This is a genomic window from Rhodoplanes sp. Z2-YC6860 (genome assembly GCF_001579845.1).
Lineage (GTDB): Bacteria > Pseudomonadota > Alphaproteobacteria > Rhizobiales > Xanthobacteraceae > Z2-YC6860.
On record NZ_CP007440.1, the window covers coordinates 590,063 to 603,265 of the forward strand.

13 protein-coding genes are annotated in these 13,203 nt (G+C 63.7%); 4 read left to right on the forward strand and 9 right to left on the reverse strand.

What is annotated here, in order from left to right; translation table 11 throughout:
• Position 1: 1 nt before the first annotated feature.
• The 6 genes from RHPLAN_RS02805 to RHPLAN_RS02830 form a co-directional block, all read right to left on the reverse strand.
• Positions 2 to 2,257 (reverse strand): xanthine dehydrogenase family protein molybdopterin-binding subunit, encoded by a 2,256-nt coding sequence (locus RHPLAN_RS02805; RefSeq protein WP_068013631.1) that lies wholly within the window; start codon positions 2,255 to 2,257, stop codon positions 2 to 4.
• Between the two features lies 1 nt (position 2,258).
• Positions 2,259 to 2,720 (reverse strand): (2Fe-2S)-binding protein, encoded by a 462-nt coding sequence (locus RHPLAN_RS02810; protein WP_198164683.1) that lies wholly within the window; start codon positions 2,718 to 2,720, stop codon positions 2,259 to 2,261.
• A gap of 344 nt (positions 2,721 to 3,064) precedes the next feature.
• Positions 3,065 to 3,547: a 23S rRNA (pseudouridine(1915)-N(3))-methyltransferase RlmH gene (rlmH, locus tag RHPLAN_RS02815; protein ID WP_068013633.1), complete on the reverse strand. Its 483-nt coding sequence runs from the start codon at positions 3,545 to 3,547 to the stop codon at positions 3,065 to 3,067.
• A gap of 6 nt (positions 3,548 to 3,553) precedes the next feature.
• Complete coding sequence (gene rsfS / locus RHPLAN_RS02820) at positions 3,554 to 3,958, reverse strand: ribosome silencing factor (RefSeq protein ID WP_084244199.1); 405 nt, start codon at positions 3,956 to 3,958, stop codon at positions 3,554 to 3,556.
• A 98-nt stretch (positions 3,959 to 4,056) separates the two neighbouring features.
• Positions 4,057 to 4,635 carry a nicotinate-nucleotide adenylyltransferase gene (locus RHPLAN_RS02825; protein ID WP_237180033.1) on the reverse strand — a complete coding sequence of 193 codons (579 nt, stop codon included), beginning with the start codon at positions 4,633 to 4,635 and terminating at the stop codon, positions 4,057 to 4,059.
• 231 nt (positions 4,636 to 4,866) lie between these two features.
• Positions 4,867 to 6,165, reverse strand: coding sequence for a glutamate-5-semialdehyde dehydrogenase (locus tag RHPLAN_RS02830; protein WP_068013637.1), 1,299 nt, complete (start codon positions 6,163 to 6,165; stop codon positions 4,867 to 4,869).
• Between the two features lie 329 nt (positions 6,166 to 6,494).
• On the opposite strand from RHPLAN_RS02830, the gene RHPLAN_RS02835 reads away from it, so the two are divergent.
• The 4 genes from RHPLAN_RS02835 (at position 6,495) to RHPLAN_RS02850 (ending at position 10,129) form a co-directional block, all read left to right on the forward strand.
• A complete protein-coding gene (locus RHPLAN_RS02835) occupies positions 6,495 to 7,430 on the forward strand; it encodes a LysR family transcriptional regulator (protein WP_068013638.1) in 936 nt (311 codons plus the stop codon).
• 111 nt (positions 7,431 to 7,541) lie between these two features.
• A complete protein-coding gene (locus tag RHPLAN_RS02840; RefSeq protein WP_068013640.1) occupies positions 7,542 to 8,525 on the forward strand; it encodes a dihydrodipicolinate synthase family protein in 984 nt (327 codons plus the stop codon).
• 15 nt (positions 8,526 to 8,540) lie between these two features.
• On the forward strand, positions 8,541 to 9,089 hold the full coding sequence (locus tag RHPLAN_RS02845) for a 3-hydroxyanthranilate 3,4-dioxygenase (protein WP_068013642.1): 549 nt from the start codon (positions 8,541 to 8,543) through the stop codon (positions 9,087 to 9,089).
• A 71-nt stretch (positions 9,090 to 9,160) separates the two neighbouring features.
• Positions 9,161 to 10,129 (forward strand): Bug family tripartite tricarboxylate transporter substrate binding protein, encoded by a 969-nt coding sequence (locus tag RHPLAN_RS02850; RefSeq protein WP_068013644.1) that lies wholly within the window; start codon positions 9,161 to 9,163, stop codon positions 10,127 to 10,129.
• A 149-nt stretch (positions 10,130 to 10,278) separates the two neighbouring features.
• Here RHPLAN_RS02850 and RHPLAN_RS02855 read toward each other — a convergent pair whose 3' ends face one another.
• From RHPLAN_RS02855 to RHPLAN_RS02865, 3 genes are all read right to left on the reverse strand, one after another.
• On the reverse strand, positions 10,279 to 11,262 hold the full coding sequence (locus RHPLAN_RS02855; protein WP_068013646.1) for a substrate-binding domain-containing protein: 984 nt from the start codon (positions 11,260 to 11,262) through the stop codon (positions 10,279 to 10,281).
• A 68-nt stretch (positions 11,263 to 11,330) separates the two neighbouring features.
• Complete coding sequence (locus RHPLAN_RS02860) at positions 11,331 to 12,089, reverse strand: N-acyl homoserine lactonase family protein (protein ID WP_068013648.1); 759 nt, start codon at positions 12,087 to 12,089, stop codon at positions 11,331 to 11,333.
• A complete protein-coding gene (locus RHPLAN_RS02865; protein WP_068013650.1) occupies positions 12,086 to 13,063 on the reverse strand; it encodes a Bug family tripartite tricarboxylate transporter substrate binding protein in 978 nt (325 codons plus the stop codon). Before RHPLAN_RS02865 ends, RHPLAN_RS02860 begins: the two co-directional genes overlap by 4 nt.
• Positions 13,064 to 13,203: the final 140 nt, after the last annotated feature.

The window sequence follows — 13,203 nt, forward strand, 5'->3', positions numbered from 1 at the left end:
CTCACACAAAATCGATGAACTTGTTGAAGGGCATTTCGCGGATACGCTTTCCGGTCGCGGCGAAGATCGCGTTGGCGAGCGCAGGCGCGGCAGGAGGAACAGGCGGCTCGCCGACACCTCTCACCTTGGGGTCATTCTCGAGTCCGCGCACTTCGATCACAGGACATTGGTAGAGGCGCATGGCTTCGTGATGATGGTAGTTGGTCTGCTGCGCGCCACCCTTGGCGTAGGTGATCTGGCAGTTGATGGCGTGGCCGAGCCCCCAGATCACGCCGCCCTGGACTTGGTTCTCGAAGTTGACGGGATCGACGACCTTGCCGACATCGGCCGCGACCCAGACCTTGTCGATCCTGATGCCCCTGTCCGTCGCTGTGACTTCGACGACTTCAGCCACCGGAGTCCCGAACGATTCCACGAAAGCGACGCCTCGACCCTTGCCATTGCCGAGCGGCCCCTTCCAGTCCGACATCTGCGCGAGCGTCTCCAGCAGCTTGCGATAGGTCGGCACGGCGCACATGTCGATGCGGGCCTTCATGGGATCGAGGCCCGCCGCATGAATCATCTCGTCGATGAAGCTTTCGGTGAAGAACCCGGCCGTTGACGCGCCGACCGAACGCCACGTGGTGCTCGGCGACAAACCACGCGCCTCATAGGTCGTGGCCCGGAAATTCGGAATGTCGTAGTAGACGTTCCAGTGGCCGGCGGCGAGTTGGCCATCGGGATCCTTTGTCGGCGTACCCGAACGCTCCAGCAGCCCGTTGAGCGGCGCCGTCGAGGCCAACTTCAAGTCGGCCGCGACGATCTTGCCTTTATCAATGCTGCCCCGGTGCCGCGCTATCGCGATCTGCCGTGGGATGTCCTGTATGAAATCTTCCTCGCGCGAAAACACGAGTTTGATCGGCGTTCCTTTCATTTGATTCGCGATTTCGGCCAAGACACGGACGTTTTCGTATTCCAGACGGTGGCCAAAACTTCCGCCGGACCACTGATTATGGAAGATGACCTGCTCCGGCTTGAGGCCGATCGCTGTCGCCGCGATATGCTGCACGAACTGAGGGCTCTGGTGGCCCACCCAGATTTCCATTCCCTTGTCGGTGACGATGCCGATGCCGTTCAGCGGCTCCAGCGGCTGATGGGCGACATAAGGCGCGCGATACTCCGCCTGGACCAGCTTGCCGGTCTTCAGCGCCGTATCGACGTCGCCAATTTTCCGCCATTCCTTGCCGAGGAATTCCGGCTTGAACGAGTTCTCCAACACTTTCCAATGGCCGGCCTGTTCGGCCGGATAGGCCGGGGGCGCCCATTTGCAATCGATGGCCGCGACCGCTTTCATCGCGTACCAACTGTTCGTCGCGATCACGGCGACGCCGTTCTTGATTTCGACGACCTTCTTAACCCCCGGCATCTTCAGGGCCTTGCTGGCGTCATACGACTTCAGCGGCTGACCTTTGGCGGGGTTCAGCTTGACGGAAGCGTAGAGCATACCGTCGATCTTCTGATCGATGCCGAACTTCAGCTCGCCCATGACTTTCGATTTGATATCGAGCCGCATCATCGGCTTTCCGACCAGTCGCCATGTGGACGGATCGCGCGGCTTCACATCGAGCACCGGCGGAATGGCCGCGGCTTCCGCGGCGAGCTGGACGTAAGGAATCTTCGTTCCGTCGGGAAGGATCACATCGCCGGATCGGGTGCGAATGTCAGCCACTGCAACGCCTGAACGCTTCGCTGCAGCCGCCTTCAGCGTCTCGCGTGCCACCGCGCCAGCCACGCGCAACTTTTCGTAGGTGTCCGGGATCGTGCTGGAGCCGCCTGTCATCTGCAGGCCGGTCTTTCGGAGATATTCGAGCGTGGCCGCGCGCGCTTCCTCGGCGGCCGCACTTTGGTCCGCTGCCAGGAACGGAGCAAACTCATCCTTGAAGCCGGTGTTGAAGTAGGCAGGACTAGGTCCTGCGAACCGGATCTCGAACTGGCCGGGATCGAGGTCCATCTCCTCGGCAATCAAGATCACTTGCGAGGAGCCGACGCCCTGACCAATGTCGGCGTGCTGTGCGATCAATGTGATCTTGTCTGGACTGATCTCGACCCAGGGGTTGAATGTCACGGAGTTCGGCCCGAGGCCGGCCGTCAACGGGTTGCTGCCGGCGCTCTCTGCGGCTTGCGCGACATCACTGTAAGACCCGAATGCAATACCGCCGGCGATGGCAGCCGAGCCGATGAGAAAGGAGCGGCGCGAGAGACGTTCTATCTTGCCCATCTCACTTCTCCGCCATCTTAGCAGCCGCCGCATGAATCGCGGTGCGAATGCGCGGATAGGTGCCGCAGCGACAGAGGTTTCCCGACATCACCTCGTCGATATCTTCGTCCGTCGGTTTCGGAATCAATTCAAGCAGCGAAATCGCCTGCATGATCTGGCCGGTCTGGCAGTAACCGCATTGCGGCACCTGGTGTTCGATCCAGGCTTGCACAAGCGGATGCTGGTCTCTGTTTTTCAGTCCGTCGATGGTGACGACCGACTTGCCAGCAAGGTCGCCGATGCGCGCCTGACAAGAACGGACAGCGTTTCCGTCGATGTGTACGGTGCACGCGCCACACTGCGCTATTCCGCACCCATATTTTGCACTGGTGATGCCGAGCTCGTCGCGCAGCACCCAGAGCAACGGCATTTCGGGTACGACGTCGACCTGATGCTTGGTCCCGTTGACCGTGAGCTCAATCATAATGTCCTCGCGGTATGTCGCGCCGCCTTACGGGCGGTGCAAAATACCGTAACTTACACTCCTTCTACCGCCAAGCTCAGGAATTGGGCGGAGCTGCGTTGTCGCGTCGCTATGTCGCCGCTCGTTTTTTATTCAAGTGCTTCTGGCGTTCGTCCAAAGTGACGATGCGAACTTGTCGTAGAGATATCGTTCTCGGCATCTGACGACTCGCCCATCGTTCGATCGCAGAAATTCGAACTCGCAATCAATCTGAGAACGGCTACGGCCACTTCTCGGACATGGCGCAGGTCCGCTCTGAGGTCTGCTTTCGAGGGTAAAGCCGTCCGGTCTCAAGGTCCGCAACCTCAAGCTCGATGATACGGATGTCCCGCGAGAATGCTCGTCGCGCGGTAGATCTGTTCGAGCAGCATCACGCGGACCAGTTGGTGCGGCCAGGTCGCGGCGCCGAACGCAAGCTTCAGGCTGGCTTTGTCGCGCAGCGCCGGCGCCAGGCCGTCGTCGCCGCCAATGATGAAGACCGTGGCGGGGCGTCCGTCGTCGCGCCAGCGACCCAGACGGTTGGCGAGCGTCGCGCTGTCGAGGCTTTCGCCGCGCTCGTCGAGAATGATGATGATGGCTTTGTCGGGAATGATGCTGGTCAGCGCGATCGATTCTTCGAGCGTGCGCTTGCCGGTGTCTTGCGCGCGGCTCTCGCGAATCTCGACGACCTCGACGTCGCGAAATCCCAAGCGACGGCCGCTCTGCTCGGCGCGCTTTCTGAAGCGCTCCGCCAGCTCTCGCTCGGGACCGTCCTTCAGCCGGCCGATGGCGGCGACCACCAGCCGCATGAAACGTCAGCTCTTCTTCCGGCCCTTGGTGCCCGCCCACATCTTCTCGATGTCGTAGAAGGCGCGCACTTCCGGCCGGAATACGTGAACCACGACGTCGCCGGCATCGATCAGCACCCAGTCGCAATGCGGCATGCCTTCGACGTGCGTGCCCGGAACGCCGGCCTTTTTCAGGTTTTGCAGCACGCGATCGGCAATGGCGCCGACATGGCGATTCGACGTGCCGCTGGTGACCACCATGGCGTCGGCGAATGCTGTCTTGCCTTTGAGATCGATGGTGACGGTGTCTTCGGCCTTCATGTCTTCGAGCTGGCCGAGGATCAGGCGAAGAGTCTCCGTTGCGTCAGGACGCTTCGAGACTGGTGCGGGCGCACGACGTGCCGTGGCCCGGGGAGCTGCTGTGGGGGACAGGGTCGTCCTTTCCTTCTCTGTTGCGGCTCAACTTCCACTAACGCCCCGGAATCGCCCGGGGCTGCGACTCAAAAGATAGTCACGCGAGGTGGAAGGTTTCAATGGTTCCCGGTCTCTTTCCGCAGGGCGCGCAGCGCCGTCGAGGACAGGGGGGACTTCAGCCCATGGAGGTAAAGCCAGACTGGGGTCTTGCGTTCGGCCAGCGTCGGGGCGAACCGCTCCGGCAGGCGGTAGCGGGCCAGCGCCTGGGAGGCCCGGCTGCCGGTGGCGTAGAGGCTCGATCCCATCCGGTCGATGATCGCAAAGGGCATGAGTGACGCAATGCCACGCCAGTTTTGCCAGCGGGAGAAGCTCCGCAGATTGTCGGCGCCCATCACCCAGACGAAATGGACGCCCGGGCAGCGGCGAACCAGAAACTTCAGCGTGTCGTAGGTGTAGCGGGTGTTGATGACAGCTTCGAGACCGGTGATGTCGATCCGGGGATGCCGCGCCAGCTCCCGGGCCTCGGCCATCCGAACCTCGAGCGGCCGCAGGTGCTTGGTGTTCTTCAGCGGGTTGCCGGGGGTCACCAGCCACCACACCCGGTCGAGCTGGAGCTTTTTCATGGCGAGCAGGCTCGCCCCGAGATGGGCCTTGTGCGGCGGATCGAAAGTGCCGCCGAACAGGCCGATGCGCATGCCCGGCGCATGCGGCGGGATCACCAGGCGGGGCGCTGACGCCCGCCGGTTCTGACCGTTTGGCTCTGTTCCCGATCCCGGCTCCGCGTGGAGCTCGTGCTCCGCCTGCGGGTCCATCCGACGCAACATCTTTCGCACCCCTTACCCGGCTCCCCGATCCCGTCGGGGGTGGCCAACCTCCCTCATCGTCCCGGAGGGCCAAGCTCATCCGGCTCAGCCCATCCGTGCCGCTTACGGCCGGATTTGTCCGGTACCGCGCACCCGATATTTGAAGCTCGTGAGCTGCTCGACGCCGACTGGGCCGCGCGCATGCAGCTTGCCGGTGGCGATGCCGATCTCGGCGCCAAAGCCGAACTCGCCGCCATCGGCGAACTGCGTCGAGGCGTTGTGCAGTACGATCGCCGAGTCGACCTCGTTGAGGAATTTTTCCGCGGCCGCATCGTCGGCCGTAATGATCGCGTCGGTGTGATGGGTGCCGTAGCGCTCGATGTGATCGATCGCGGCATCGACCCCATCGACGACGCCGGCCGTGATGATCTTGTCGAGATATTCGGTCGACCAGTCGGCCTCGCTCGCGGGCTTCACGCGTGCGTCGGTCTTCTGCACGGCCGCATCGCCGCGCACCTCGCAGCCGGCATCGAGCAGCATGTCGACCAGCGCCTTCAAATGCGCAGCAGGCGCCGCGCGATCGACCAGCAGCGTCTCGACCGCGCCGCAGACTCCGGTGCGGCGGAGCTTGGCGTTCATCACGATGGTCTTCGCCATGTCGAGCGAGGCGGCCTTGTCGACATAGACATGATTGACGCCTTCGAGATGCGCGAACACCGGCACGCGCGCTTCCTTCTGCACGCGCTCCACCAGGCTCTTGCCGCCGCGCGGCACGATCACGTCGATCGCCCCATTGAGGCCTTCGAGCATCATGCCAACCGCGGCACGGTCGCGGGTCGGTACCAGCGAGATCGCGGCTTCGGGCAGGTTCGCTTCGCGCAGGCCTTGCGCCAGCGCCGCGTGGATGGCGCGCGACGAGCGGTAGCTGTCGGAGCCGCCGCGCAGGATCACGGCGTTGCCGGCCTTGAGCGTCAGCGCGCCGGCGTCGGCCGTGACGTTGGGCCGGCTCTCGTAGATCACGCCGACCACGCCGAGCGGCACGCGGACGCGCTCGATGGTCATGCCGTTCGGCCGCGTCCAGGATTCGGTGACCTTGCCGACCGGGTCGGCCAGTTCGCGGATCACGTCGAGGCCTTCGGCCATCGCCTCGATGCGCTTGTCGTTGAGCTCGAGCCGGTCGAGGAACGAGCCGGTGATGCCCGCGGCCTTGCCGTCGGTCATGTCCTGCGCATTGGCCGACAGGATCGCGGCCTTGCCGGAGCGGATCGCCTTGGCCATGGCGGACAGCGCCCGGTTCTTCTGCTCGGCCGGCGCAATGGCCAGCACCCGGGCCGCGGCCTTGGCGTCACGGCCCATCGCCGCCATCGCGGTCGCGATGTCGGTGGCGGGCAGGCTCTCAACGTTGGTCAGGGCAGCGGCCATAACCAGGTGACTTATGCTCGATCTGACTATTTCTATGCCTCTGTCTTAGCACAGCTCAGCGCACTTCTCACCCTCCCAGCGAACGCATGGCCGGGTCCCGCGCCGATGGGCTTGAACGTGGGTTCCCGGATCCATCAACGCACTCCGTCGTCATTCCGGGGCGGCGCGTAGCGCCGAACCCGGAATCCAGAGGCAAGCATTGAATCCGCGTCTGGATTCCGGGTTCGCGCCTTTCGGCGCGCCCCGGAATGCAGGAGAGAGCACCGCACCAGCCTCTTTCGACTTATGTGCTGGAACGCATCCCGCAACTCGATCTATAAAATTCCCCTATGAATATCACGCTGCGCCAGCTCTACGGCTTCAAGGCCGTTGCCGACGTCGGCACCTTCACGGCCGCGGCGCAGCGGCTGAAGGTGGCGCAGCCGGCGCTGTCGCTGAACATCCGCGATCTCGAGCGCGAATTGGGCGCGCGGCTGTTCGACCGCACCACGCGCCGCGTCGAGCTCACCGCGGCGGGCCGCGAGTTCCTGCAGTCGGTCGACAAGCTGATCGCCGACCTCGAGCAGGCGGTGCAGAACGCCCGCGATCTCGCCGAACGAAAGCGCGGCCGCCTCGTAGTGGCCGCGCCGCCGCTGCTCGCAGCGCTGGTCGTGCCCGGCGCCACCGCCGACTTCAAGAAACGCTTTGCCTCGATCGATGTGAGTGTGGTCGACGCCCAGACCAACGTCATCGTCGCGAAGGTGCGAAGCGGCGAGGCCGATTGCGGCATCGGCACCTTCGCGGAGGCCGAGGAGGGCCTTCGCAAGGAGACGCTGTTCGAGGACGCGCTGATGGCGTGGTGTCCGGCCCAGTCGACCTGGGCGCGGTCGAGCAGGCTCACCTGGAAGGATATCGCGACGGGTCCGCTTATCGCGATGACACGCGACAGCCGCATCCGGTTCCTGGTCGATCAGGCCTATCAATCGGCCGGCCAGACGGTGCGGCCCGCCTACGAGGTGTCGCACATGACCACCGCCATCATGATGGTGGAGGCCGGTCTAGGTGTGGCGCCGCTGCCGGCTTACGTTTGGGGTTTCGCGCGCGCCCTCAACGTGGTGCCCAAGATATTGTCCGAGCCGGAGGTTCGCCGCGAGGTGGCCATCATCCATGCCAGCGGCCGGGCGCTGTCGCCGGCCGCCGAGGCGTTCCTGCGCTATCTGAAAAAGCAGGCCCGGGCTGCGCTGCCGCGCGGGTTGCGCCAGAGCGGCCGTGAGCGTAATTCATAAAGAGGGCGTATAAATCGATACCGTTTTGGCGAATTGTGCCGCCGCTCGCACGCGCCATAGATTGCGGCACGGACATCCTGCGCCACGCGATGGCGCCAACAGGGGTGAGTCATGCTCTATCCGAAAAAAGACGCCAAGGCATTCGCGCAAGCCAACTTCAGGGGCATCTGGGCCGCGGCGCTGATGCCGTTCCACCAGGACCTGTCCATCGACGAGAAGGGCTTCCGCAAGAATCTGCGGCATTGGGTCGACGATCTCGGCGTCGACGGCATCTTCATCGCCGGCAAGCAGAGCGAGTTCTTCTCGATGTCGATCCCCGAGCGCAAGCGCTCGATGGAGATCGTGGTCGACGAGGTCGGCAAGAAGGCCGGCGTGATCGCGTCCTGCTCCGACCAGAACATGGACGTGGTGATCGAGCTCGCCAGGCACGCCCAGGCGATCGGCGCGCCGTACATCGTGGTGCATGCGCCGGTGCTGCACTTCCTGCACAGCCGCGACGAGACGCTGTACCAGTACTACAAGACGATCAGCGAGAAGGTCGACATCGGCATCGCGATGTGGAGCCACGAGGACTCCGGCTATCTGATGAGCCCGGAGCTGTGCGCGCGGATCGCCGAGCTGCCGAACATCGTCGCGATCAAGTACAGCGTCCCGCGCGAGATGTATATCCGGCTGACGCGGCTCGTCGCCGACAAGATCCACGTGAGCACCGCGTCCGAGGAAGAGTGGTTCGACAACATCGTCGAGCTCGGCTGGAAGCTCTATCTCTGCTCGTCGCCGCCGTACCTGTACCAGACCAAGATCGACAAGCGGATGCGCGAGTACACCGATCTGGCATTTGCGGGCGAGGTCGCCAAGGCCAAGGTGATCCGCGACAGCCTCAATCCGGTGCGGCAGGCATTCCGGCGCACGCGGCCGGCCGAGAAGCCGCCGGCGCATTCGAAGTACTGGCAGGAGCTGCTGGGCCAGGTTGGCGGCCCGGTGCGCCCGCCGATGCTGGAGCTGACCGAGGCCGAGAAGGAAGCCACGCGTCGCGCGTTCGAGACCTGCGGGCTCAAGGTGCCGGGCGCGGCGACGAAGCCGTCGGCGGCCTAAAACGGAGCCACGATCATGAAACTCGGACGGCTCAAGGCCTTCAATTTCCAGAAATGGATCGCCGAGAACGAGCACCTGCTCGAGCCGCCGGTCAACAACAAGAAAGTGTTCGAGGACGGCGACATGACCGTGCAGGTGGTCGGCGGCCCGAACGAGCGCGCCGACTATCATGACGATCCGGTGGAGGAATTCTTCTACCAGCTCAAGGGCAATATGAATCTCAAGGTCGGCGACAACGGCAATTTCTACGACGTGCCGATCAAGGAAGGCGAGGTGTTCCTGCTGCCGCCGCATGTGCGGCACGCGCCGCAGCGGCCGGCGGGCTCGATCGGGCTGGTGGTCGAGCCGAAGCGCTATGACGACGATCCGCTCGATGCCTTCGAATGGTATTGCTTCGAATGCGGCACGCTGGTCCATCGCGTCGAGCTCAAGGTGGAGCATCTGGTGCGCGACTTGCCGCCGATCTACCAGGCCTTTGTCGACGACAAGAACGCACGCACCTGCAAGAAGTGCGGTGCGCTGCATCCCGGCAAGAAGCCGCCGGCAGGGTGGGCGGGTATCTGATAGCGCTGCGTTCTGCGCCAGCCGTTTGGCGCAGAGCTTGCTTCATAAAAAGAATAAAAAGGAGCGCTCCGTTGAAGCTGATTGCGTCTGTATTTTCCGTTGTCCTGACTGCGGGCCTGCTCGCCGGTGGCGCCCACGCGCAGGACTATCCGTCACGGCCCATCACCTTCGTGGTCGGCTACGGCGCCGGCGGTGGCACCGACATCAACGCCCGCATTTTTGCCGAGACTATTTCCAGGAATATCGGCCAGAGCATCGTGGTCGAGAACAAGACCGGGGCGGGCGGCGGCCTTGCTGCAACCTTTGTGCAGAATGCCGCGCCCGACGGCTACACGCTGCTGATCATGTCCGGGCTGCAGCACGCTTATCTGCCGGCGTCGCAATCGAAGCCGATGTACGACGCGATCAAAGGCTTCACGCCGATCTCGCTCTTCTTCGAGATGATCAGCGTGCTGGCCATCCCGTATGACTATCCGGCGAAGACCATCGGCGAATTCATCGAGCAAGGCAAAAAGAAGGTTGGCGGCGTGTCGCTGGGCTCGCCGGGTCCGGGCTCGCCGCCGCATTTCTTCGGCGCCTTGATCACCGAAGCCACGGGGCTGCCGGTGCAGATGGTTCAGTACCGCGGCACGTCGAATTTCATGGCGGACCTGACGTCAGGCCGCATCGATCTGGCGTTCCCCACTTATGGCGTGGCGCAGTCTTTCATGACCGACAAAAAGGCGCGCGCACTGGCGGTCGCAGCGGACGAGCGCTGGAGCGAACTGCCCGACGTGCCGACGCTGGTCGAGGCCAAGCTCGTGAAGGAGATGCCGGCGATGTGGTTCGGCGTCGTCGCGCCGGCCGGCACGCCGCGGCCGATCGTCGACCGGATCAACGAGGAATTCCGCAAGGCCGCGAAGGACCCGGAGCTGGTCCGCCGCATCACCGCGACCGGCATGGCGGTGCGCACCAGCACGCCCGAGCAGATGGGCGAACTGATGGTGTCGGAGAACGCCAAGGTCGGCGCGCTGGTCGAGCGGTTGAATTTGAAGCAATAACGCGGGGTCTTACTTCTCCCCGCAAGCGGCAGAGCAATCGCATGTGTTCGCGGGCAACGCCACGAGTTCCCTCTCCCGCTTGCGGGAGAGGGTCCCAAATCGCACCAGCGAGCCATATGCGATCACCTGCCGACGCAAGGACCGATGCCTCAAATGCGAAAGCGGGTGTGTGTCTCCGGCGGGAATAACTCCTCCGGCGATACGAGGCGCTTGGTGACGCCCTGCTCGAAGGCGAAGCCGAGAAACGCCGACAGCGTAACGCGGTTCGGCTCGATGCCGTAAGGCCAGAAGTCGTCGCCGAATTCCGCCTTCACGCGCCGCACATGCTCGAAGGCCCAAGGGAGCGGCACGCGCGCCGCGGTGGCTTCGCTGATCCGCTCCATGGCACGGTCCTTCGCCTCCTCGAACGCCTTGAGGAGATTCATGGCGATCCAGCGATGCTGCTCGAACACATCGCGCCGGAGCACGATGGTGTGCATGATCGGGAAGATCTTCGACTCGCGCCAGTAAAGCCGCTCGATCTCCATGAAGTCGTCGAACAGCCGGCGCACGTTGGGATCGCCGCGCTCGAAGCTCGGCGGCGCATGCGCCGACATCATCGCGTCGATCTCGCCCTTGAGCAGCATGTCGTTCAGCGTGCGATCCGAATAACGGACGAGATTGACGCCGGGCGGCGTGTCGACCTTGACCTCTTCCTCGCGGCCGGTCTCGTGGATGCCGGCCTGAACCCATTCGACGTCGCGCAGCCCGATGCCGAACTGCTGGCCGATGATGCCGCGGGTGTAGATGCCCGCGGTCTGCGCCCATTCGGGCACGCCGATCCGCTTGCCTTTCAGGTCTTGCGGCTCGCGAACCTTGCCGTTCGTTCGCACATAGATCGAGGAGTGGCGGAACATCCGCGACGGAAACACCGGAATGGCGACGAACGGGCAATCGTCGCGCGACACGATCGAGGCGTAGCGCCCCATCGACATTTCGGCGAAATCGAATTCGCGATGCCGCAGCATGCGGAAGAAGATTTCTTCGACCGGCATGCTGAGGCACGACAGCGCAATGCCGTCGGCCCGGACGCGCCCCGACACGAGGTCGCGGACATGATCGTATTCGCTGATCGCACCGGTCAAAGACAGCATCAGATCGCCTGCTTATTCTGGCGCATGTCCTTTTCGGAAAACCGGTGTCCACTTTTCCGGGACATGCGCTACCCAACCCGAACCACGCCGGGCGCGACCGCGGGAAAGCGGTCCATCACCAGCGGATCATGCCCCGCGAGCACGAGCTCAGGATTTTTCGCGCCAAGCTTCTCGACCGCTTCCATCGAATGCACGGCCTGCAGCATGTCCACGGTGACCTGCACCGGCTTCTTTTGGGCGAGGTTCTCGTAGAAATGAAACGTGTCATTGGCGATCAGCGCCTGGCCCTTTGCGGTGTCGACGCGGAGGACCTGCAGGCCCGGCGTGTGGCCCGGCATCAGATGCGCATGCAGGCCGGGGGCGAGCGTCCAATCACCGTCCACGACCTTGATGCGGCCGGCTTTCGTCATCGGCTCGACCGCGTCGATGGCCGCGAGATTGGCGCTCGCCGAGAACAATGGGAATTTGCGGCCCGGTCCCTGCCAGAACGCGATCTCTTTCTGCTGCACGAAAAACGTCGCGTTTGGGAACAGACCATAGCCGGCCCAATGGTCGTAATGCAGGTGTGTCATGAAGACGGTTTTGACGTCTTCCGGGTTCACACCGCAGGCCGCGAGCAACTCGCGGCGCTCGCGATAATTCTCAGCACTACGGCGGCGCGCTTCCTCGGCGTCGAAGCTGCAATCGACCACGATGGGCCCGCCGTCGGTCAGGACGACCCAGAAGTAGAACGCCATCCGCAGCTTGTCGGGAGACGGATCGCGGTAGAGGAACAGGGCTCTCGGGACGGTCTTCTCGCCAGTACAAAGAACGAAGACCTGGTTCATTGCTCGGCCGTGATGCCCGTCACCGTGATCAGGTGCTCCTTATAGGACAGATCCTGGCGGATGAAGGCGGCGAATTCAGCAGGGCTGCTGCCGATGCCGGTATAGCCCAGGGCATCGATATGGCGGGCCTTGAACTCCGGGTCGCGGAGAATGGCGGCGACGTCCTTTTGCACCTTCTCGACAACCGCCGCCGGCGTGCCGGCCGGCGCGAACAGGCCGTACCATGAGCGCGGATCGATGTCGGGATAGCCGGCCTCGATCAGCGTCGGAATCGCGGGACGGCCGGGCAGGCGCTCCTTGCGGCTGATCGCGAGCGGCACGAGCTTGCCGCTGTCGATGTGGCCGGCGGACACCGACAGGCTTCCCAGCGTGAACTGCACGTCGCCGGCCAGTGTTGCGGTGACCGCGGGCGCGATGCCGCGATAGGAAATCTGCCGAATCTGCGCGCCGGTTTCCTTGCGCAGCATCTCGAACAGCAGATGCGGCTGGCTGCCGACGCCATAGGAGCCGTAGTTCAGCTTGTCCGGCTCGCGCTTGGCCAGTTCGACCAGCTCCTTCATCGAGCGCGCCGGCACCGCGGGATTGGCCAGGACGAACTGGTGCAGGTCGACGAGCTGCGTGATCGGCGTCAGCTCCTTGATCGGGTCGAAGCCGACATTCTTGAACAGGAACGGATTGCTGGTGATCGTCGAGTCGGTGGTGAACAGGAGCGTATAGCCGTCGGCCGGCGCGCCCGCGACGCTTTTGCTGCCGACGATGGTGCTGGCGCCGGGCTTGTTCTCGATGATGACCGTCTGCTTCCAGGCCTGGGACAGCCGCTCCACCAACGGGCGCGCCAGGTTGTCGACGCCGCCGCCGGCCGGATAGGGCACGATCAGCCGCACGATTTTCGTCGGGAACTCTTCGGCCGCGGCATTGAAGGCCATGAGGGAAGCGGCGAGTGCGGCGGCTGCCACGACTGCAAGTCTGCGCATGTGCAAGAAAACTCCGATCTCAAACTCCGATCTGCTGCAGGCATTATCGGTAGGAGCCTCACCCCGGCAAGATGACATCGGCTTATAGATTGATAAGGAAACGACAATAATGCCGGTCCTGGGTCCGGTGTACGGTGGAC